This is a genomic window from Enterobacter ludwigii (assembly GCA_023023105.1).
GTDB classification, from domain to species: Bacteria; Pseudomonadota; Gammaproteobacteria; order Enterobacterales; family Enterobacteriaceae; genus Enterobacter; species Enterobacter adelaidei.
On sequence record CP083824.1, the window covers coordinates 663,577 to 685,196 of the forward strand.

The window sequence follows — 21,620 nt, forward strand, 5'->3', positions numbered from 1 at the left end:
GGTAAGCGAAGCGCCACCGGGCAATTCAGTGCACTATTTCAGCGTGCAATCCCCGCACTGCTTAACGTCCGGCAGGCGATAGCGCTGGCAGCAGGTGCGACGAACCAGAAGTCCGTCACGGAGAACTACGGAACGGAATAACGGGTTTTCACTGCCATCAGAAAGTTGTTTTGCAAAGAAACAGGACTGACGCAGGGCATCAACGATCTCATCACCAAGCAGAGGCTTCATTTCCGTTAAATACCAGTGGATTAAATACCCGGTATTATTCCAGATAAGTTTCCCGTTAATCTCACCCGTCTCTTCAAGGGCATTAACCACCGGAATCAGAGCCTGAGTGATAAGCTGCTCCATACGCTCCTGAGCAGAAAGTGGCTCTGCGGCCTGGTCTTCGTGGAGATCAATCCAGAAACAGGCTGCACGCCCGGTTTCGTGAAACTCGACATGGAAATTATCCGGCGAGAGTTCCAGCATGCTCTTTTGCGTTAACAGCGCCAGCATGAGGGGAGGCACCATCAGCCCGATATACCACTGCGCCCAGAGAGAGAGCAGGGGTTTATTTTCCCGCTTAAGGGTGGGTTGATGACGATAGATATGGTCGGAATAGGTGGCCAGCAATGATTGCAGTTGGGCTGGTTGCCGCCACTCAGCAAGCGTCATGGCGTGCTGCGGGTGCGCTTCATCAAGCCGGATAAAGTCCAGCAGATGAGCACGAGTTTTCGCAATCTTATCCCGTATGGCATCCGCAAGCGAAGCATTCCCACTGGCGAGGGGGGCTCGCCAGAGGATTGGTTCAGCAATGTGTGCGGTCTGAGTGGCCATAGTATGGATGGAAATCTAAATGATAATGATTGCCAATCCTAACTATTACTCAAACCGATGGCAAGACTTTTGTCCTGGTTAAACGACCTCGCGCTTAAGCCGACTGAAGGCCTTCACTAAGCAGAATATTATTGCGTCCCATATGCTTGGCTTCGTAGAGAGCTTTGTCCGCTTTTTCCAGCGCGCCTTCCACGTCTTCATCCTCGAAAATAGCAATACCAATGCTGATGGTGACATTTGTCGCAACGCTTTCGTTGAACAGATGCGGGATTTTCAAATCGTAGACTTTCTGACGGATCCGCTCTGCCGTCTGGCGGGCATGTTCGAGTGAAATATTGGTCAGCAGCACCATAAACTCCTCCCCGCCAAAACGCGCCACAATATCGCGAGAACGCACGGCGTCGCGAATTGCCGCAGAGACGCGTTTCAATGCCTGATCGCCCATCATATGGCCGTAGTGGTCGTTATAGGCCTTGAAGTGGTCGATATCCATCAGCAGGACAAAGTGTTCGCCGTTTTCAACCGCTGGCAAGTTCTCCAGACGGCTTTGCAGGCCGCGACGATTATAGAGTCCGGTAAGGGGATCCATCATGCTGAGATCGGTGAGGGTTTCCCGTTCTTCCAGTAAGCGAGAGAGCAGCTCCTGAGCAAAGCGATCGTTACGTCTTTGCAAAATGTTATGAATAGCAATTGCCACCACAGGAAGTGCGAAAGAATAGGCTATTCTCAGCCATATATCGTGGTTACCTAACCACAGGCAGACAATAAAGGTGGGTAATGAGTGCAGTATGAATGCCACAATATTACTGGCAAATGCCAGCGTACCGATAAAAAGCACCGTTAATAGCGCTATTATCAAATACGTCATATGGTCGTGAGTAATTAGTGAAAATTTTGAGACAATTTGCCAGGCCCACAAAATACCGAAAATCCCTGAAATAACAGGAATATTGATCTTCCGTGTCCTCTTCTTCCAGTGCCAGGCGAGCAGGCCAGTGCTGATGGAGAAAATAGCAATCAGAGGGAAAGAGAACACGCGCACAGAATTAAGTGGATTTGTTACCGAGAACACGGCTGATGTTGCGTTCAGGAATAAAAATAAACGTAACGATAATTGATATTTTCTGTGAACCAAAGACCGCCAGGATTGTGATGTCATAGTAGTACGTTTTTATTAAAATTTAATTAAAACAAATAAATAGGTGTGGTGTCGCAATTAAAAAAGTAAAAAACTCAAAGAATAATTATCAGAAAATCTTTAGGTGTAGTTAACAGGTGTGCAATTTATCACCTTAGGCAATTCCTGTCATTATGGGAAAGGTAAAGGTCGATGGTTTTTGATTCGCCATGCTGACAAATGATAATTTATTTCATATGATACTGGTTATCATTATCGATTTGAGAGGGCGAGTCATGTTGAACAGGGCGCTGGGAAGTGGTTGGGGTGTATTACTGCCGGGAGTGATTCTCGGCGGTTTGATGTTTGCCGATCTCTCCATCAATGTCTGGAAAGCCATCATTGTGTCAGGATTATTAGTCACGTCAGGAATGATATGGCATAAGCAGTTACGCCACTTTGTTCTACTGCCATCGTGCGTTGCACTGGTTAGTGGAATTCTGGTGATACTGATGAGTTTGAAATAACAGAAAAAAGAAGAGCTTCAGAAGGGCTGTAAGATAATTGGTGCGAGGGGGGGGACTCGAACCCCCACATCCGTAAGGACACTAACACCTGAAGCTAGCGCGTCTACCAATTCCGCCACCTTCGCACAGTCATCTTACTATTTTTGATATCGCCTCGTTGGTGCGAGGGGGGGGACTCGAACCCCCACATCCTAAGGACACTAACACCTGAAGCTAGCGCGTCTACCAATTCCGCCACCTTCGCCCAGTGCGAGCAATATCAACGTGATTTATGGTGCGAGGGGGGGGACTCGAACCCCCACATCCGTAAGGACACTAACACCTGAAGCTAGCGCGTCTACCAATTCCGCCACCTTCGCATACCATCGATACTGTAAAAGTATCGTAACCACGGAGGCGCATTCTAGATGTTTTCAGCTTTACGTCAACAGAAAAGTGCGCGCGACACCTTGATTGCTGGAAAAATGGCCGATGGTGATGCCATGTGGAGCCGGATAGCGCTTGCGCTTCTCCGGCCTACAGGATTAGAGATTATTTTTTGGCCTGACGTGTCATCACGGTGCGGTAAACCTTAAAGCGACCGGTCTGAGCAATCACTTCGTGGAAGCCGAAGGTTTCGTCCAGCACTTTCGGGTACGCCAGGAAGGCGTTAGCCACGATGCGCAGCTCTCCACCGCTGTTAAGGTGACGAACTGCGCCACGGATCAGCGTTTGCGCAGCTTCAAGGCTGGTCTCCATGCCATTATGGAACGGCGGGTTGGAGATAATCATGTCGAAACGACCCGTAATGTCGGAGAAGACGTTACTGGCAATCACTTCGCCTTCGATTCCGTTTGCGGCAAGCGTTGCGCGACTGGCTTCTACCGCTGGCGCGCTCACATCACACAGGGTTAAACGCACTTTTGGCGAATGGCTGGCAAGAACTGTTGAAAGTACCCCCGCGCCACAGCCCACGTCCAGCACTTTACCTTTGGTGTGCGGCGTCAGGGTGGAGAGCAGCAGTTTGCTACCCGTATCCAGCGCGTCACGGCTGAACACGCCCGGCAGGGTTTTGATGGTCAGACCGTCAAGCTGATACTCGTCCCAGTAAGCTTGTGCATCAAACGAAGTCTGTTTTTCCAGACGGCCATGGTACAGACCACAGCGGCGAGCGCTGTCGACTTTATTCAGCGGCGCGTAGCCTTCCAGCATTTGTTCAGCGCTACGCACGCCGCTGCGGTTCTCACCCACCACAAAAATATCGCAGCCGACCGGCAGCAGGGAGAGCAGGTTCATCAGCTGGAACTGGGCTTCCGGTTTATTCTTCGGCCAGTAGTAAATCAGCGTATCGCAGTCGGCGATATCGCTCTGCTCCGCCACCAGGCTAAAGCGCGCGCGCTCGCCCATCTGGCGGCTCAGGACCTGCCAGTGGTGATAATATTGGGTGTGGGCACGGCTTTCAGCACATTCGAAACGTGCGGGCAGGTCATCCTGCATATCTCCGGCAAACAGAATACGGCTTTCTTCGAAATCATCACTGTGACGCAGCAAGACTTCACTTGCCGGGGTAAATGCAGACATGAATTGTTCCTCAATAAACTCAGGCGGGGATTATAGTAGGTAGATGGCGCACTTTCGACACATTTGCTATATTTGCGCGCCTGAGAGACAGGAGTTTTCCCTATGACATCCCGACGAGACTGGCAGTTGCAGCAACTGGGTATCACCCAGTGGGCTTTGCGTCGCCCGACGGCGTTGCAGGGCGAAATCGCCATCTCCATCCCGGCGCACGTTCGCCTGGTGATGGTGGCGGAAGAACTGCCTGCCCTGAATGAACCCCTGATCGGTGATGTCCTTCGCAGCCTGAAGCTGACGGCCGACCAGGTTTTACAGCTGACGCCAGAACGGGTCGCGATGCTTCCTCCTGATAGCCGCTGTAACAGCTGGCGTATCGGAGAGACAAACGAAATCCCCCTAAAGGGGAGCCAGATCTGCTCGCCAGCGCTGGACGAACTGAAAGCCAACCCAAAAGCGCGTTGCGCGCTATGGCAACAAATCTGCGAATATGAACACGATTTCTTCCCTCACGACGCCTGACCTGACCACAGCGTTTGCGATTGAAACACGCGCCCACGCGTTTCCGTGGAGCGAAAAAACCTTCGCCAGCAATCAGGGCGAGCGGTATCTGAATTACCGCCTGGACGTTGACGGCACCATGGCCGCCTTCGCGATTACGCAGGTTGTTCTTGATGAAGCGACGCTGTTTAATATCGCGGTTGATCCTGCGTTTCAGCGTCGTGGGCTGGGAAGAGAACTGCTTGAGCACCTCATCCGTGAGCTCGAAACCCGTGACGTTTTCACCCTGTGGCTGGAAGTGCGCGCATCGAACGTCGCCGCCATCGCGCTCTATGAAAGCTTAGGCTTTAATGAGGCGACAATCCGCCGTAACTATTACCCCACCGCAGAGGGACGTGAAGACGCCATCATAATGGCTCTGCCGATTGGATAACGAAAATAAGGTTGTAACGATGAAATGGGACTGGATTTTCTTTGATGCCGATGAAACGTTGTTTACGTTCGACGCGTTCGGTGGTCTACAGCGGATGTTTCTCGACTATAGCGTAACCTTCACCGCAGAGGATTTTCAGGACTATCAGGCGGTGAATAAACCGCTGTGGGTGGATTACCAGAACGGTGCCATCACCGCGTTACAACTTCAGCATCAGCGTTTTGACGTCTGGGCGGAACGTTTAAAGGTGAGTCCGGGGACGCTGAACGATGCCTTCCTGAATGCGATGGCCGATATCTGCGCGCCGCTGCCGGGTGCGGTTTCCCTGCTTGATTCTCTGAAAGGCAAGGCGAAACTGGGCATCATTACCAACGGGTTTACCGCATTACAGCAAATCCGTCTTGAACGTACCGGCCTGCGCGATCATTTCGATGCGCTGGTGATTTCAGAAGAAGTGGGCGTACCAAAACCCGATCCGCGTATTTTTGATTACGCGCTGGCGCAGGCAGGCAATCCTGACCGCGAACGGGTACTGATGGTAGGTGACACCGCTGAGTCGGATATTCTGGGTGGCATGAACTCGGGCTTGTCGACCGTCTGGCTGAATGCGCACGGTCGCGTGAAGCCTGAAGGTATCGAACCGACCTGGACCGTGACGTCGTTGAACGAACTGGAGCAACTCCTGTGTAAACAATGATTGCCTGCCCCCCATTGATGGGTAAAATAGCCGCAAATTCGTATTCCATGATGCGTGGCGTGCTGCCGCGCTTATAAAAGAAGATTTAATTATGACGTTGTCTCCTTATCTGCAAGAGGTGGCCAAGCGCCGCACTTTTGCCATTATCTCGCACCCGGATGCCGGTAAAACGACCATCACCGAGAAGGTGTTACTGTTCGGACAGGCGATCCAGACTGCGGGTACCGTTAAAGGCCGTGGCTCCAGCCAGCACGCAAAATCTGACTGGATGGAGATGGAAAAGCAGCGTGGTATTTCGATTACCACCTCCGTGATGCAGTTCCCGTATCACAACTGCCTGGTGAACCTGCTGGACACCCCGGGGCACGAAGACTTCTCCGAAGATACCTACCGTACGCTGACGGCGGTTGACTGCTGTCTGATGGTGATCGACGCCGCAAAAGGTGTAGAAGACAGGACCCGTAAGCTGATGGAAGTGACCCGTCTGCGCGATACGCCGATCCTCACCTTCATGAACAAACTCGACCGTGACATCCGTGATCCGATGGAGCTGATGGATGAAGTGGAAAACGAGCTGAAAATCGCCTGTGCACCAATCACCTGGCCAATCGGCTGTGGCAAGTTGTTCAAAGGGGTTTACCACCTTTATAAAGACGAAACTTACCTGTATCAGACCGGTAAAGGCCACACTATCCAGGAAGTGCGCATCGTGAAAGGTCTGGATAACCCGGATCTGGATACGGCGGTAGGTGAAGAGTTGGCCGCACAGCTGCGCGACGAGCTGGAGCTGGTGAAAGGCGCGTCTCATGAGTTCGACAAAGAGCTGTTCCTGAGCGGTGAAATCACGCCGGTATTCTTTGGTACCGCGCTGGGTAACTTCGGCGTTGACCACATGCTTGACGGTCTGGTGGAGTGGGCGCCGCAGCCGATGCCACGTAAAACCGACACCCGTGAAGTGGAAGCACAGGAAGAGAAGTTCACCGGTTTCGTGTTTAAAATTCAGGCCAACATGGACCCGAAACACCGCGACCGCGTGGCCTTTATGCGCGTAGTGTCCGGTAAATATGAAAAGGGCATGAAGCTGCGCCAGGTGCGTATCGGTAAAGACGTGGTGATCTCCGATGCGCTGACCTTTATGGCGGGCGACCGTTCGCACGTTGAAGAGGCGTACCCGGGCGACATCATCGGTCTCCACAACCATGGCACCATCCAGATCGGTGATACCTTCACCCAGGGCGAAATGATGAAGTTCACCGGTATCCCGAACTTCGCACCGGAGCTGTTCCGCCGTATTCGTCTGCGCGATCCGCTGAAGCAGAAACAGCTGCTGAAAGGCCTGGTACAGCTTTCCGAAGAGGGCGCGGTACAGGTGTTCCGCCCAATCGCAAACAACGATCTGATCGTTGGCGCGGTGGGTGTGTTGCAGTTTGACGTGGTGGTGGCTCGTCTTAAGAGCGAATACAACGTGGAAGCGATTTACGAATCGGTGAACGTGGCGACCGCGCGCTGGGTTGAGTGTTCTGACGTGAAGAAATTCGAAGAATTTAAGCGTAAGAACGAAATTCAGCTGGCGCTCGATGGTGGCGATAACCTGACGTACATCGCCCCAACCATGGTTAACCTGAACCTGACTCAGGAACGCTATCCTGATGTTCAGTTCCGCAAAACCCGCGAACACTAATCCCCTCTCAGAGCACGGCTGCCGCCGTGCTCTTCTTTAATTCCTGTCTTATTAATCCCTTGCGGAATGTTCTTAATTCAACGCAATTTCTCGCTATTCGCGCGTTTTTTACCCAATTCTGAAAGCGGCTCTGTGAGAGTGATCTATATTTAACTCAGTGTTTAACGCCGGGCTTGGATAAATTAACTGTTAAATGCATGACTTTAGGTTATCCATTTTGCCCGTGCGTTTATTCGCAATATATAAAACTACTAAGGAAGTATGTAGCCCGAATAACGGGTAAACACAGGAATAGATCGATGAATATGACAAGACTGAAGATTTCGAAAACTCTGCTGGCTGTAACCCTGGGTAGCGTTTTGGTGAGCGGTTCCGCTCTGGCGGAAAGCAGCACCATGGATAAAGCACAGTCCACGGCCGATACCGCAGGGCAAAAAATCGATAGCTCTATGAATAAAGTCGGCAATTTCATGGATGACAGCTCAATCACAGCAAAAGTGAAAGCCGCACTGGTGGATGATGAAGCCATTAAGAGCACCGATATATCCGTTAAGACCGACAAGAAAGTGGTCACGCTGAGTGGCTTTGTTGAAAGCCAGGCTCAGGCCGAACAGGCGGTGAAAGTGGCGAAAGGCGTCGAAGGCGTTGCGTCCGTCAGCGATAAGCTGCACGTACGTGACAGCAAAAACGCGTCGGTGAAAGGTTATGCCGGTGATGCAGCCACCACTAGCGAAATCAAAGCTAAACTTTTAGCAGATGACATTGTGCCGTCCCGTAAGGTGAAAGTGGAAACCACCGATGGTGTGGTTCAGCTCTCCGGTACGGTAGATTCGCAGGCGCAAAGTGAACGTGCCGAGTCCATCGCGAAAGCGATTGATGGCGTGAAAAGCGTTAAAAACGATCTGAAAACGAAGTAAATCTGGACCATTCGCCCGTCTGGCTAAAACCAGCGGGCGAAAATAAGAACGACTCTGGAAAACGCCGGTGAGTGACCTGAGCGCTCACGTTTAGCGGCCGACATTAACTATGGTAAAGGAGAGGCTTATGTTTCGTTGGGGCATTATATTTCTGGTTATCGCGTTAATTGCCGCCGCATTGGGCTTTGGTGGACTGGCGGGTACTGCGGCATGGGCAGCAAAAGTTGTCTTTGTCGTCGGTATTATTCTGTTCCTGGTCAGCCTGTTTACCGGACGTCGACGTCCGTAGCAAACGCAATATTCCTTCAACAAAAAAAAGCCAGTCACTGCGACTGGCTTTTTCTTATTTGCGTTGCAGGTCGTGTGCGTTACTGTGTTGTTACAGAATAACCAGAACAGGAAGGCAGAGGTGGGGCAACGAATTCCCGTTACGCTCGGCAATATCGCGCCGCTAACGTTAAAGCCGTTTCGTGCAGGCCAGCTCGCGCTGGTCTGTGAGGGGGGCGGGCAGCGTGGCATTTTCACTGCGGGCGTGCTGGATGAATTTATGCGCGCGCAGTTCAACCCGTTTGACCTTTACTTCGGCACCTCAGCCGGGGCACAGAACCTGTCTGCCTATGTCTGTAACCAGCCTGGTTATGCGCGAAAAGTGATAATGCGCTATACCACGGCGAAAGAATTTTTTAATCCGGTACGCTTTGTGCGTGGCGGCAATCTGATCGATCTCGACTGGTTGCTGGAATCCACCTCCAGCCAGATGCCGCTGGCTATGGACACTGCAGCGCGCCTGTTTGATGGCGGGAAAGAATTCTGGATGTGTGCCAGCCGGGGAGATGATTATTCACCGGGGTATTTCTCTCCGCAGAAGGAGAACTGGCTGGATATCATTCGTGCCTCGAGTGCCATTCCCGGTTTTTATCGTACCGGTGCGCAGCTGGATGGCATCAGTTATCTGGATGGGGGGATCAGTGACGCAGTGCCAGTGCAGGAAGCTGCCCGGCGCGGAGCGAAAACTATTGTGGTGATCCGTACCGTACCGTCGCAAATGTACTACACCCCGCAGTGGTTTAAACGCATGGAGCGCTGGTTAGGCGACAGCAGCCTGCAACCGCTGGTGAACATCGCTAAACAGCATGAAACCACCTACGGCGCGATGCAGCGTTTCATTGAAAAACCGCCGGGAAAACTGCGTATTTTTGAAATCTATCCACCTAAGCCGCTGGTCAGTATGGCGCTGGGCAGCCGCGTCCCGGCGTTGCGTGCAGATTATAAAACGGGCCGGCTGTGCGGCCGTTACTTCCTGGCGACAGTGGGGAAAATGCTGGCGGAGCAACCACCGCTACATCGGCATAAACGTATTATTATGCCGCCTGCGATTGTCGCTAACGATACCCTGACGATGCCGCTGGTGGATATTCCGCAGGCGAATGACGCTCTATTGGATAACGAGGATCTGGCGTGACGCACTGCTTTGTCGATACCCACTGCCACTTTGATTTTCCACCGTTTACGGGGGATGAAGAGCAAAGTATTGCGAAAGCTGCCGAAGCAGGCGTTCAGGCCATCATTGTGCCGTCAGTGGAAGCTGCTTACTTTTCCCGTGTGTTGGAGCTTGCCACACGACATCCCGCGCTCTATGCCGCGCTCGGCCTCCATCCGATTGTCATTGAGCGACATCTTGATGAGCACATTGAGAGGCTTGATGAGGTACTGCAGACCGCGGGAGACAAACTTGTCGCCATCGGTGAGATCGGCCTCGATCTTTACCGTGAGGAGCCGCAGTTTGAGCGTCAGCAGACGATCCTTGATGCGCAGCTCAGGCTGGCCAAGCGTTACGATCTGCCCGTGATCCTCCACTCAAGACGCACGCACGATAAGCTGGCGATGCACCTGAAACGCATCGATCTACCACGGAGAGGTGTCGTACACGGTTTCTCCGGCAGCCTGCAGCAGGCGCAGCGTTTTACCGAACTGGGCTATAAAATTGGCGTGGGTGGCACCATCACTTATCCGCGTGCCAGTAAAACCCGGGACGTAATGGCACAGCTGCCGCTGTCGGCGCTTCTGCTGGAAACCGACGCGCCGGATATGCCGCTGAATGGTTTTCAGGGCCAGCCGAATCGCCCGGAACAAGCGGCGCGCGTGTTTACCACCCTGTGTGAACTGCGAAAGGAGCCTGAAGAGGTGATTGCCGATGCGCTGCTTGAGAATACCCGTTCGGTATTTGGCATTACGCTATAGGTAAAGCGCCGGACGGATCACGGTTATCTTCTGTTTTTCCAGCGCGAGCGCCAGCGGCTCAACGTCTTCCGGTGTAGCGCTGCGCCATGACGCCGCTTCGCCATAAACCCCCTGCGCATGAAACGCGTTGATTCGCACCGGGACGTTTCCAAGCCCGTGGATAAATGTCGTCAGCGGTTTGATCTGTTCCAGATAATCGCACCGATCCGGGATGACCAGTAAGCGCAGTTCCGTCAAACGGTGACGATCGGCCAGCCAGCGAATGCTTTGTTTAATCTGTGGGTTTTCGCGTCCGGTCAGGAAACGGTGATGCTCATTTCCCCATGCTTTTAGATCCAGCATCGCGCCATCCAGCACCGGCAGGAGTTTCTGCCAGCCGGTTTCACTTAACAGGCCATTGCTGTCCACCAGGCAGCTTAGATGATTCAGCGTGGGATCCGTTTTGATCGCCGTGAAAAGCGCGATCAGAAAAGGAAGTTGCGTGGTAGCCTCACCGCCACTCACCGTAATACCCTCAATAAAGGGTGCAGCTCTGCGGATTTGCGCGAGGATCTCCTCCACGCTAAAGCGATGCGCCATGGGCGTTGCCTGCTGCTGGCACTGGCGGAGGCAGGTGTCGCACTGCTGGCAGTCACTCTCCTGCCACCAGACGCGCCTGGCATGAATGGTCAGCGCGTCGTGCGGACAGTGGGGCACGCAGTCACCGCAGTCGTTGCAGCGGCCGATCGTCCACGGGTTGTGGCAGGTTTTACAACGCAGGTTACATCCCTGCAGGAAAAGAGCCAGGCGGCTGCCCGGCCCGTCCACGCAGGAGAAAGGGATAACCTGACTAACTAAAGCGCATCTGCTGTTCATGGCTAATCACGCGCGGCTGACGTTCGAGGATGCGGGTGTTACGCGCGGCTTCTTCTCCAAGCCACGTGGTATTAGTACGCGATCCGGCTTCACGGTATTTTTCAAGATCTGACAAGCGCACCATATACCCGGTCACGCGTACCAGATCGTTACCGGCTACGTTCGCGGTGAATTCACGCATACCGGCTCTGAACGCACCAAGACATAGCTGAACCACCGCCTGCGGGTTGCGTTTTACCGTCTCATCCAGGGTCAAAATATCGCTGATCCCTGAGTGGTAGTATTTATGATGCGGCGCTACGGCCAGCAGATGGTTGATCGGATCCGGTTCATCCCCATAGGGCAGGCGCGCCCCCGGCGTGGTGCCGGAGTCAGAGCTGATCCCCGACTGCGCGTGGAGCATCGCGCGGTGCTTCCAGCCGTGTTTCACCGGCGTGTTTTCCACAAATGCCGCAAGCTGCCCGCTGATGCGGTAGCCCAGCGCGTTGGCCTGCTCGTCTTTACCGTAGCGCCCCGCAATACTTTCCTTTTCGCAAAGTATGTTCACCGCTTCTGCCAGACCGTACATCCCAAACATCGGCACAAACCGATCGGCATCAATCAGCCCCTCTTTTACCAGGAAGCTATTCTCAAAGAAGCCAGATTGCTCGTACAGGAAATCGCAGCGTGAATCGATGATAGCAATTTGCTGCCGGCAGTAATGCGGGAGCGTGCGGGTGAAGAAGTCTTCAATGGAAGTGCTGCGTTCAGCAATGGCTTTGAGGTTAAGGCGTACCAGGGTGCTGCCACCGCCCGCAAGCGGCAGGGAGTTGTAACAACTCACCACGCCGTAACGGCTTTTTGTGAAAATTTTATCATTTTCAGGGCCGTTAGAAATATGCGGTTTACTGCATTCACAGATGTTTTTTGCCACCTCAATCAGCAAATCGCCCGGGGTAATATCTGGGTCGTAGATAAAGGTGAGGTTCGGCGCGACCTGCTTCAGCTCTGCATCGGCACGCAGAATGGCACGGGTGATGGGGCCGTCAGCAGGCCCGATGTTTGCGTGCATAAATGCATCCGGCAGCGTTCGGTCGAGATAGCGCCAGAAACGTTTTATTCGGCTATCAACCTCTTCTTGTGTTAGAATTCTAACATACGGTTGCAGTAACACATCAAGATGGCCCAGATAGACAGGCATGGATGTTACGGATGGCACATGGTGGTAAAGAATGGTGAGTAGTGAAAGAGCGTCATCCAGGTCTTTCGCGCCTTCCAGCTCCAGCCATTCTGAGCCGTTAGCCAAAAATTTTGCGTAATCCGGCAGAACATAGCGGGGTTTGTAAGGTGCGTGGCCTTCGAACATGTCGCAGATAAACCCCTCGTCCAGCGCGGCGCGCGCTGCCTGAGGGAGTTCAGGATAAGGCAGGTTGTTTTCCGCTTCCAGCGCCAGGAAATGACGTTTTTGTTCCGGGGTTAACACCGGGCTTGTCACAATGTGCTGGCAACGTTGTTGCAGGGCGTCGGGGCTGGAGTGGGACATGATCGCTTCCTTGTTTATTCTGCGGATGATGAACGGATTGTAGGAAGCCAGCCTGTTGTGGCTTTTGATCCGACAGGGGGTATTGCTGCTTTCGTCAGCAATTAGCACGATAAAATTTGAAGAAGATCTCATTACAGTAATGCAAATTTGTACGTAGTTTTCATTAACTGTGATGAATGTCGAAGTGTGGATGCGGGTGAATGTTAGAATACTCACAGACCCGCAAGGTAAAATTTATACGGCACTGCCGTTGGAGAATGTTATGACCGATTTAACTGCAAGCAGCCTGCGCGCGTTGAAACTGATGGACCTGACCACCCTGAACGATGACGACACCAATGAAAAAGTCATCGCCCTGTGCCATCAGGCGAAAACGCCCGTCGGTAACACCGCTGCTATCTGTATCTACCCGCGCTTTATCCCGATTGCCCGTAAAACGCTGAAAGAGCAGGGCACGCCGGACGTGCGTATTGCAACCGTGACTAACTTCCCGCACGGCAACGACGATATCGAGATTGCGCTGGCAGAAACTCGCGCAGCTATTGCTTACGGTGCAGATGAAGTTGACGTGGTATTCCCATACCGTGCGTTGATTGCGGGCAACGAGCAGGTCGGTTTTGACCTGGTGAAAGCCTGTAAAGATGCGTGTGCTGCGGCAAACGTACTGCTGAAAGTGATCATCGAAACCGGTGAGCTGAAAGAAGAAGCCCTGATTCGTAAAGCATCTGAAATCTCCATCAAGGCGGGTGCTGATTTCATCAAAACCTCTACGGGTAAAGTGCCGGTTAACGCCACCCCGGAAAGCGCACGCATCATGATGGAAGTGATCCGCGATATGGGCGTGTCCAAAACGGTTGGTTTTAAACCTGCGGGCGGCGTACGTACCGCGGAAGATGCGCAACAGTTCCTGGCCATCGCGGATGAACTGTTCGGCGCTGAATGGGCAGATTCCCGTCACTATCGCTTTGGCGCATCTAGCCTGCTGGCCAGCCTGCTGAAAGCGCTGGGTCACGGCGATGGTAAGAGCACAAGCAGCTACTAAGGTTTGAATTGCCGGGTGACGCGAAGCGATCCCGGCTTATTTCGGGAGGTTACCGTGTTTCTCGCACAAGAAATTATTCGTAAAAAACGTGATGGTCATGCATTAAGCGACGAAGAGATCCGCTTCTTTATCAACGGCATTCGTGATAACACCGTCTCTGAAGGGCAGATCGCTGCGCTGGCGATGACCATTTTCTTCCACGATATGTCGATGCCTGAGCGGGTCTCGCTGACGATGGCGATGCGAGATTCAGGAACCGTTCTGGACTGGAAGAGCCTGAACCTTAACGGCCCGATTGTGGACAAGCACTCCACAGGTGGCGTAGGTGATGTGACTTCCCTGATGCTCGGCCCAATGGTGGCGGCCTGTGGGGGTTACATCCCGATGATCTCCGGGCGCGGCCTCGGCCATACCGGTGGTACGCTCGACAAACTGGAAGCCATTCCGGGCTTCGATATCTTCCCGGATGACAACCGCTTCCGCGACATTATTAAAGACGTTGGTGTGGCGATTATCGGCCAGACCAGCTCTCTTGCTCCAGCAGATAAGCGTTTCTATGCCACCCGCGATATCACCGCGACCGTTGACTCCATCCCGCTGATCACCGCCTCTATTCTGGCGAAGAAACTGGCCGAAGGGCTGGACGCGCTGGTGATGGATGTAAAAGTAGGTAGCGGCGCGTTTATGCCAACCTATGAACTTTCTGCCCAGCTTGCCGAAGCGATCGTTGGCGTCTCCAACGGTGCCGGCGTGCGCACCACTGCACTGCTCACCGACATGAACCAGGTTCTGGCCTCCAGTGCAGGTAATGCGGTTGAAGTGCGTGAAGCCGTACAATTCCTGACCGGTGAATACCGCAACCCGCGTCTGTTCGACGTCACCATGGCACTGTGCGTTGAGATGTTAATCTCCGGCAAGCTTGCCAAAGATGATGCAGACGCGCGCGCGAAACTGCAGGCGGTGCTGGATAACGGCAAAGCGGCGGAGATCTTTGGTCGCATGGTGGCGGCGCAGAAAGGTCCAACTGATTTCGTGGAAAACTACGCGAAATACCTGCCAACGGCGACGCTCAGTAAAGCGGTTTATGCCGATAGCGAAGGCTTTGTCTCAGCCATGGATACCCGTGCACTCGGCATGGCGGTTGTCTCAATGGGCGGCGGTCGTCGCCAGGCATCGGACATGATTGATTACAGCGTCGGCTTTACCGATATGGCCCGATTGGGCGACAGCGTCGACGGACAACGTCCGCTGGCGGTGATCCACGCCAAAGATGAAGCCAGCTGGCAGGAAGCGGCGAAAGCGGTTAAAGCGGCCATTACACTCGACGATAAAGCACCGGAAAGCACACCAACGGTCTATCGTCGTATCACTGAATAGCGGTATACTGATCTGATCAATCATTTTTAAGCACTACGTACGGAGAACAATTATGAAACGTGCATTTATTATGGTGCTGGACTCATTCGGCATCGGCGCAACCGAAGATGCAGAACGTTTTGGTGACGTGGGTTCCGATACCATGGGTCACATCGCGGAAGCCTGTGCCAAAGGCGAAGCGGATAAAGGTCGTAAAGGCCCTCTGACTCTACCCAACCTGACCCGCCTGGGTCTGGTGAAAGCGCATGAAGGTTCTACCGGTAAAATTGCAGCAGGTATGGACGGCAACGCGGAAGTGGTGGGTGCCTACGCATGGGCTCACGAGCTTTCTTCCGGTAAAGACACCCCGTCTGGACACTGGGAAATCGCCGGTGTGCCGGTTCTGTTCGACTGGGGCTACTTCTCCGATCATCAGAACAGCTTCCCGCAGGAACTGCTGGACAAGCTGGTTAAGCGTGCAAACCTGCCGGGCTACCTCGGTAACTGCCACTCTTCCGGTACCGTGATCCTGGATGAGCTCGGTGAAGAGCACATGAAAACCGGCAAACCGATTTTCTATACCTCTGCTGACTCCGTGTTCCAGATTGCCTGTCACGAAGAAACCTACGGCCTGGATAAACTTTACGAACTGTGCGAAATCGCTCGTGAAGAGTTGACCGAAGGCGGATACAACATTGGTCGCGTTATCGCACGTCCGTTTATCGGCGACAAAGCGGGTAACTTCCAGCGTACCGGTAACCGTCACGATCTGGCCGTTGAGCCACCGGCACCAACCGTGCTGCAGAAGCTGGTTGAAGAGAAAGACGGTCACGTGGTGTCCGTGGGTAAAATTGCGGATATCTACGCCAACTGCGGCATCACCAAGAAAGTGAAAGCCACCGGTCTGGACGCGCTGTTTGATGCCACCATCAAAGAGATGAAAGAGGCGGGTGACAAGACCATTGTTTTCACCAACTTCGTCGACTTCGACTCTTCCTGGGGCCACCGTCGTGATGTTGCCGGTTATGCAGCGGGCCTGGAGTTGTTCGACCGCCGTCTGCCGGAGCTGATGGAACTGGTGGGTGAAGATGACATTCTGATCCTGACGGCGGACCACGGCTGTGACCCAACCTGGACCGGTACCGATCACACCCGTGAGCACATTCCTGTGCTGGTGTACGGCCCGAAAGTGAAACCAGGCTCCCTTGGTCACCGTGAAAGCTTCGCGGATATCGGCCAGACCCTGGCGAAATACTTTGGTACGTCCGACATGGAATATGGCAAGGCCATGTTCTGAATCATGTTGGGTGCGGTCTGATGCCCTCACCCAACCCTCTCCCACAGGGAGAGGGTGAAAAGAATAAACAATTTAAAAGGAACTGAAGATGGCAACTCCTCACATTAACGCAGAAATGGGTGATTTCGCTGACGTCGTATTGATGCCGGGTGACCCGCTGCGCGCGAAGCACATTGCAGAAACTTTCCTCGAAGACGTGCGTGAAGTGAACAACGTTCGCGGCATGCTGGGCTTCACCGGGACTTACAAAGGCCGCAAAATCTCCGTTATGGGCCACGGTATGGGTATCCCATCCTGCTCCATCTACACCAAAGAGCTGATCACCGATTTCGGCGTGAAGAAAATCATCCGTGTGGGCTCCTGCGGCGCTGTGCGCATGGACGTTCAACTGCGTGATGTGGTCATTGGTATGGGTGCCTGCACCGATTCCAAAGTCAACCGCATGCGTTTCAAAGATCATGACTTTGCTGCGATTGCAGACTTTGGCATGGTGCGTAACGCCGTTGACGCAGCAAAAGCGCTGGGCGTTGACGCTCGCGTAGGTAACCTCTTCTCTGCTGACCTGTTCTATGCGCCAGACGGCGGCGAGATGTTCGACGTGATGGAAAAATACGGCATCCTGGGCGTGGAAATGGAAGCTGCGGGCATCTACGGTGTGGCGGCTGAGTTTGGTGCGAAAGCGCTGACCATCTGCACCGTGTCTGACCACATCCGTACCCACGAGCAGACCACCGCTGCCGAGCGTCAGACCACCTTCAACGACATGATCAAAATCGCGCTGGAATCCGTTCTGCTGGGCGATAAAGAGTAATTCTGTCTCTTCCGCCCCTCTCCCTGTGGGAGAGGGGCGGGGTTAGGGTACCAGACCGCACCTAGCGCACGGCCTGTGCAATCCACGCTGACAGCTCCCGCAGCTCATTTTTCTGCTCCGGGAAATCCTCGATCAACACCTCGCATTCCTGTTGCAGCATATCCGCCCGATACAAACAGCCCTGTACACGTGCCGCAAGTGCTTCCAGCGGTGCCGGATTCAGGCTATCGGTAAACACCTGCGTGCGGGTGATATGGCCTTTCTCCACGTCAAAATGCAGCTCCACGCCGCCCCAGGTAAAACGCTCATCCAGCAGGTGAGAAAATGCAGGAGCCTGACCGAAGTTCCACTCCCAACTGCTCTGACGGGCAAACGTCTCGGCAAAGTTGGGCAGATCCGGGGTTTTGTCTGGGGAGATCACTTCTGCTTCCACGCGCTCGCCGTAATGTTCAAAGAAAGCGTCACGGATCGCATCGCAAATCTGCTCGTGAGTAATCCCCGGCAGCAGTTCCACCAGATTTGCCACGCGTCCGCGAACGGAGGTAATCCCTTTGGCCTGCAGCTTTTTCTTATCGGGATTCAGATAGTTCGCCAGACGGCTGAGATCGGCGTTCAGAAGAAGGGTACCGTGGTGGAACCCGCGATCCATCGTTTCGCGGTAAGCCGAACCCGAGACTTTCCGGTCGCCTTCAACGGTTTTCACCACCAGGTCGTTACGCCCGGAGGCCTCTGCCGTCACGCCGAGCGCATTGAGGGCGTTCAGGACGATGGATGTTGAGATGGTTTTGTCGTACTCCGGTTTGCCCGCCATAAAGGTAAAGCAGGTATTGCCCAGATCGTGAAACACCGCGCCGCCGCCGCTGCTTCTGCGCGCCAGGCGGACGTTGTCCTCTTCCATACGCCGCGTATTGCACTCTTTCCACGGGTTTTGCGCACGACCGATGACCACCGTATCCGCGTTGCGCCAGAGAAATAGTACACGTTGGGTGGCGGGCATCTGGCGGAAGATGCACTCTTCTACCGCGAGATTAAACCAGGGATCGTAAGAGTCAGAGATAAGCAGGCGTAAAGTCGTCATGGCAGAGTTCCTTTTCCGGGTCGTCCGCCTACTTTATCATTAATCTTTCTTCTCGCTCTCTTCCTCTTCGGGGATAGACTTGCTTGCGGTCAGCAGGAACGGCGACTGTTGCCAGCGGGTGCGTTTGCCCTGAAGCAGCGTGCGCGCCAGCACGACGCCAATTGCCAGAGAGAGCAGCAGCATCAGGCGGAGAATATTGGTGGTGTTATCCACCTGTTTAGCTTCGGTTGGCAGGGTGTGAGTGTCGAGCGTCATACGTAGATACCCCAGTGGGCCATTTTTACCCTGGACAGGTTCGACAATCTGCTGGTTGAAATAGCCTCCGGCTTTTTTGCCGTCCAGCGCCAGCCTGTCGCGCACGTCGACATGTTCGCCGGCGCGGGCAATCAGGTCACCTTGCTCGTCATAAACGCCCGCATCCAGAATACGACTGTTTTCAGTGAGTTGACGTAAGACCTGACCGATTCGTTTATCGTCCGGCGTCTCGGTACGCATATAGGGTGCGACGTTGAGTGTCACCTGACGCGCCAGCGTGCGGGCCAGCTCTTCAAACTGTGGGTTACGTTGCCGTTGATGATTCTGGCTAAACCACGACGCCCCCTGCATCAGCACCACGAGGAGTGCGAGACAGAAAAGGACAATCACGGCGCGATGAAGCCGGAATTTCAGTTTTGCGCGAGCCATATTCCACCTGCTGAAAATTTAGGGCTTAATGTTGCCAGAAGTGATGGTTACAAGGTAGCCTCATGCGTTATTTTCCCTCTGGAACCTTCCGGCGCGAACGAAATTACAGGAGCTTTAATGCCGAACATTACCTGGTGTGACCTGCCAACGGATGTCTCTTTATGGCCAGGATTGCCGCTCTCTCTTAGTGGCGATGAGGTGATGCCTCTGGATTACCACGCTGGCCGTAGCGGCTGGCTGCTGTACGGACGCGGCCTGGATAAGCAACGCCTTACCCAATATCAAACCAAACTGGGTGCCGCGATGGTCATTGTCGCCGCCTGGTGTGTCGAGGATTATCAGGTCATTCGTCTGGCAGGCTCCCTGACGCAACGTGCGACACGCCTGGCGCATGACGCCGGGCTGGACGTTGCCCCGCTGGGTAAAATTCCTCACCTGAAAACGCCGGGCCTGCTGGTGATGGATATGGACTCTACCGCCATTCAGATCGAGTGTATTGACGAGATTGCGAAACTGGCAGGCAGCGGCGATCTGGTGGCAGAAGTCACCGAGCGTGCGATGCGCGGAGAACTGGACTTCACCGCCAGCCTGAGACAGCGCGTGGCGACCCTGAAAGGGGCCGATGCCAACATTCTGCGTCAGGTACGCGACGTGCTGCCGCTGATGCCAGGGCTGACGCAGCTGGTACTGAAGCTGCAGTCGTTAGGCTGGAAAGTCGCGATCGCCTCCGGTGGCTTCACCTTCTTCGCGGATTATTTGCGGGAAAAACTGCATCTGACCACCGTTGTGGCCAACGAGCTGGAGATCATGGATGGCAAGCTGACCGGCCAGGTGATCGGCGATATCGTGGACGCGCAGTACAAAGCTAACACCCTTACCCGTCTGGCGGAAAAATATGAAATTCCGCACGTCCAGACTGTCGCCATCGGCGATGGCGCGAACGATCTGCCGATGATCAAAGCAGCCGGGCTTGGCATTGCCTATCATGCTAAGCCGAAAGTGAACGAAAAGACGGAAGTTACTATCCGTCATGCTGACCTGATGGGGGTGTTCTGCATTCTCTCTGGCAGCCTTAATCAGAAATAACGAGGTAAACCGTGGCGAAAGCTCCAAAACGCGCATTTGTCTGTAATGAATGTGGTGCGGATTATCCGCGCTGGCAGGGGCAATGCAGCGCCTGTCATGCCTGGAACACCATCACCGAAGTGCGTGGTGTGGCGGCTTCGCCGAGCGTGGCGCGCAACGAGCGCCTGAGCGGTTACGCCGGTAACGCGGGCGTGGCGAAGGTGCAAAAGCTCTCGGATATCAGCCTCGAAGAGCTGCCGCGCTTCTCCACCGGGTTCAAAGAGTTTGACCGCGTGCTCGGCGGCGGCGTGGTGCCGGGCAGCGCCATCCTGATCGGCGGTAACCCGGGCGCGGGTAAATCAACCCTGCTGCTGCAAACGCTCTGTAAGCTCGCCGAGCAGATGAAAACCCTGTACGTCACGGGGGAAGAGTCCCTGCAGCAGGTAGCAATGCGCGCGCACCGCCTTGGCCTGCCAACCGGCAATCTGAACATGCTCTCCGAAACCAGCATCGAGCAGATCTGCATGATTGCCGAAGAAGAGCAGCCGAAGCTGATGGTTATCGACTCCATCCAGGTGATGCACATGGCGGACATTCAGTCCTCGCCAGGCAGCGTGGCGCAGGTGCGTGAAACCGCGGCCTATCTGACGCGCTTTGCTAAAACGCGCGGCGTGGCGATTGTGATGGTCGGCCACGTCACCAAAGACGGCTCGCTGGCGGGGCCGAAGGTGCTCGAACACTGTATCGACTGCTCCGTGATGCTCGACGGCGACGCAGATTCCCGCTTCCGTACCCTGCGTAGCCATAAAAACCGCTTCGGGGCGGTGAACGAACTGGGCGTATTTGCCATGACCGAGCAGGGGCTACGCGAAGTTAGCAACCCGTCGGCCATCTTCCTGAGTCGCGGCGATGAAATAACCTCCGGCAGCTCGGTGATGGTGCTGTGGGAAGGGACGCGCCCGCTGCTCGTTGAAATTCAGGCGCTGGTGGACGTGTCGATGATGGGCAACCCACGGCGCGTGGCGGTCGGTCTGGAACAGAACCGCCTGGCGATCCTGCTGGCGGTGCTGCACCGTCACGGCGGGCTGCAGATGGCGGATCAGGACGTCTTCGTTAACGTGGTGGGCGGCGTTAAAGTCACTGAGACCAGTGCAGACCTCGCATTGCTGCTGGCGATGGTCTCCAGCCTGCGAGACAGGCCGCTGCCGCAGGATCTGGTGGTATTTGGTGAGGTCGGTCTGGCTGGAGAGATCCGTCCGGTGCCAAGCGGCCAGGAGCGTATCTCCGAGGCGGCAAAACACGGCTTCCGCCGGGCGATTGTACCCGCCGCTAACGTGCCGAAAAAAATCCCGGAAGGGATGCAGGTTTTTGGCGTTAAGAAACTCGCAGATGCGTTAAATGTCTTTGACGACTTATAATT

The 21,620-nt window shown here is 54.3% G+C and carries 22 protein-coding genes and 3 tRNA genes; 15 read left to right on the forward strand and 10 right to left on the reverse strand.

Annotated features, from left to right (window positions below):
* Positions 1-33: 33 nt before the first annotated feature.
* On the reverse strand, positions 34-822 hold the full coding sequence (gene fhuF / locus LCD46_03085; GenBank protein UOY71336.1) for a siderophore-iron reductase FhuF: 789 nt from the start codon (positions 820-822) through the stop codon (positions 34-36).
* Positions 823-916: 94 nt separating this feature from the next.
* Positions 917-1,981: a GGDEF domain-containing protein gene (locus LCD46_03090; protein UOY71337.1), complete on the reverse strand. Its 1,065-nt coding sequence runs from the start codon at positions 1,979-1,981 to the stop codon at positions 917-919.
* A 215-nt stretch (positions 1,982-2,196) separates the two neighbouring features.
* Here LCD46_03090 and LCD46_03095 point away from each other — a divergent pair, with 215 nt between their 5' ends.
* The gene (locus tag LCD46_03095) at positions 2,197-2,466 is read left to right on the forward strand and encodes a DUF1435 domain-containing protein (protein ID UOY72883.1); all 270 of its coding nucleotides are present in this window, start codon (positions 2,197-2,199) and stop codon (positions 2,464-2,466) included.
* A gap of 38 nt (positions 2,467-2,504) precedes the next feature.
* Here the strand turns inward: LCD46_03095 and LCD46_03100 are convergent.
* The 4 genes from LCD46_03100 to rsmC form a co-directional block, all read right to left on the reverse strand.
* Positions 2,505-2,591 (reverse strand) — tRNA-Leu (locus tag LCD46_03100).
* A 33-nt stretch (positions 2,592-2,624) separates the two neighbouring features.
* Positions 2,625-2,710, reverse strand: a tRNA-Leu gene (locus tag LCD46_03105).
* A 28-nt stretch (positions 2,711-2,738) separates the two neighbouring features.
* Positions 2,739-2,825, reverse strand: a tRNA-Leu gene (locus tag LCD46_03110).
* A 172-nt stretch (positions 2,826-2,997) separates the two neighbouring features.
* Entirely contained in the window at positions 2,998-4,026 is a 1,029-nt protein-coding gene (rsmC, locus tag LCD46_03115; protein UOY71338.1) for a 16S rRNA (guanine(1207)-N(2))-methyltransferase RsmC, read from the reverse strand.
* A gap of 102 nt (positions 4,027-4,128) precedes the next feature.
* Between rsmC and LCD46_03120 the strand changes: the two genes are divergently transcribed.
* The 8 genes from LCD46_03120 (at position 4,129) to LCD46_03155 (ending at position 10,490) form a co-directional block, all read left to right on the forward strand.
* Positions 4,129-4,542 (forward strand): DNA polymerase III subunit psi, encoded by a 414-nt coding sequence (locus LCD46_03120; GenBank protein ID UOY71339.1) that lies wholly within the window; start codon positions 4,129-4,131, stop codon positions 4,540-4,542.
* Positions 4,511-4,954, forward strand: coding sequence for a ribosomal protein S18-alanine N-acetyltransferase (rimI, locus tag LCD46_03125; protein ID UOY71340.1), 444 nt, complete (start codon positions 4,511-4,513; stop codon positions 4,952-4,954). Before LCD46_03120 ends, rimI begins: the two co-directional genes overlap by 32 nt.
* Before the next feature lie 19 nt (positions 4,955-4,973).
* Complete coding sequence (gene yjjG / locus LCD46_03130; GenBank protein ID UOY71341.1) at positions 4,974-5,651, forward strand: pyrimidine 5'-nucleotidase; 678 nt, start codon at positions 4,974-4,976, stop codon at positions 5,649-5,651.
* A 91-nt stretch (positions 5,652-5,742) separates the two neighbouring features.
* Positions 5,743-7,332 (forward strand): peptide chain release factor 3, encoded by a 1,590-nt coding sequence (gene prfC, locus LCD46_03135; GenBank protein ID UOY71342.1) that lies wholly within the window; start codon positions 5,743-5,745, stop codon positions 7,330-7,332.
* A 299-nt stretch (positions 7,333-7,631) separates the two neighbouring features.
* A complete protein-coding gene (gene osmY / locus LCD46_03140) occupies positions 7,632-8,249 on the forward strand; it encodes a molecular chaperone OsmY (protein ID UOY71343.1) in 618 nt (205 codons plus the stop codon).
* A gap of 127 nt (positions 8,250-8,376) precedes the next feature.
* On the forward strand, positions 8,377-8,538 hold the full coding sequence (locus LCD46_03145; protein UOY71344.1) for a DUF1328 domain-containing protein: 162 nt from the start codon (positions 8,377-8,379) through the stop codon (positions 8,536-8,538).
* A 120-nt stretch (positions 8,539-8,658) separates the two neighbouring features.
* The gene (locus LCD46_03150; protein ID UOY71345.1) at positions 8,659-9,711 is read left to right on the forward strand and encodes a patatin family protein; all 1,053 of its coding nucleotides are present in this window, start codon (positions 8,659-8,661) and stop codon (positions 9,709-9,711) included.
* Positions 9,708-10,490, forward strand: coding sequence for a TatD family hydrolase (locus LCD46_03155; protein ID UOY71346.1), 783 nt, complete (start codon positions 9,708-9,710; stop codon positions 10,488-10,490). Before LCD46_03150 ends, LCD46_03155 begins: the two co-directional genes overlap by 4 nt.
* On the opposite strand, the gene LCD46_03160 is transcribed toward LCD46_03155, so the two are convergent.
* Together LCD46_03160 and LCD46_03165 are read right to left on the reverse strand one after the other, a co-directional pair.
* Positions 10,485-11,345 carry a YjjW family glycine radical enzyme activase gene (locus LCD46_03160; protein ID UOY71347.1) on the reverse strand — a complete coding sequence of 287 codons (861 nt, stop codon included), beginning with the start codon at positions 11,343-11,345 and terminating at the stop codon, positions 10,485-10,487. The genes LCD46_03155 and LCD46_03160 overlap by 6 nt on opposite strands.
* The gene (locus LCD46_03165; GenBank protein UOY71348.1) at positions 11,320-12,867 is read right to left on the reverse strand and encodes a YjjI family glycine radical enzyme; all 1,548 of its coding nucleotides are present in this window, start codon (positions 12,865-12,867) and stop codon (positions 11,320-11,322) included. Before LCD46_03165 ends, LCD46_03160 begins: the two co-directional genes overlap by 26 nt.
* Before the next feature lie 262 nt (positions 12,868-13,129).
* Here LCD46_03165 and deoC point away from each other — a divergent pair, with 262 nt between their 5' ends.
* From deoC to deoD, 4 genes are all read left to right on the forward strand, one after another.
* Positions 13,130-13,909 carry a deoxyribose-phosphate aldolase gene (gene deoC / locus LCD46_03170; protein UOY71349.1) on the forward strand — a complete coding sequence of 260 codons (780 nt, stop codon included), beginning with the start codon at positions 13,130-13,132 and terminating at the stop codon, positions 13,907-13,909.
* A 54-nt stretch (positions 13,910-13,963) separates the two neighbouring features.
* Positions 13,964-15,286 (forward strand): thymidine phosphorylase, encoded by a 1,323-nt coding sequence (gene deoA / locus LCD46_03175; GenBank protein UOY71350.1) that lies wholly within the window; start codon positions 13,964-13,966, stop codon positions 15,284-15,286.
* Positions 15,287-15,338: 52 nt separating this feature from the next.
* Entirely contained in the window at positions 15,339-16,562 is a 1,224-nt protein-coding gene (gene deoB / locus LCD46_03180) for a phosphopentomutase (protein ID UOY71351.1), read from the forward strand.
* A gap of 88 nt (positions 16,563-16,650) precedes the next feature.
* Positions 16,651-17,373 (forward strand): purine-nucleoside phosphorylase, encoded by a 723-nt coding sequence (gene deoD / locus LCD46_03185; GenBank protein ID UOY71352.1) that lies wholly within the window; start codon positions 16,651-16,653, stop codon positions 17,371-17,373.
* A gap of 61 nt (positions 17,374-17,434) precedes the next feature.
* Here deoD and lplA read toward each other — a convergent pair whose 3' ends face one another.
* On the reverse strand, positions 17,435-18,451 hold the full coding sequence (gene lplA / locus LCD46_03190) for a lipoate--protein ligase LplA (GenBank protein UOY71353.1): 1,017 nt from the start codon (positions 18,449-18,451) through the stop codon (positions 17,435-17,437).
* Between the two features lie 39 nt (positions 18,452-18,490).
* Positions 18,491-19,135: a YtjB family periplasmic protein gene (locus tag LCD46_03195; GenBank protein UOY71354.1), complete on the reverse strand. Its 645-nt coding sequence runs from the start codon at positions 19,133-19,135 to the stop codon at positions 18,491-18,493.
* A 117-nt stretch (positions 19,136-19,252) separates the two neighbouring features.
* On the opposite strand from LCD46_03195, the gene serB reads away from it, so the two are divergent.
* A complete protein-coding gene (gene serB, locus LCD46_03200) occupies positions 19,253-20,221 on the forward strand; it encodes a phosphoserine phosphatase (GenBank protein UOY71355.1) in 969 nt (322 codons plus the stop codon).
* 11 nt (positions 20,222-20,232) lie between these two features.
* Positions 20,233-21,618: a DNA repair protein RadA gene (gene radA, locus LCD46_03205; protein ID UOY71356.1), complete on the forward strand. Its 1,386-nt coding sequence runs from the start codon at positions 20,233-20,235 to the stop codon at positions 21,616-21,618.
* Positions 21,619-21,620 lie beyond the last annotated feature (2 nt).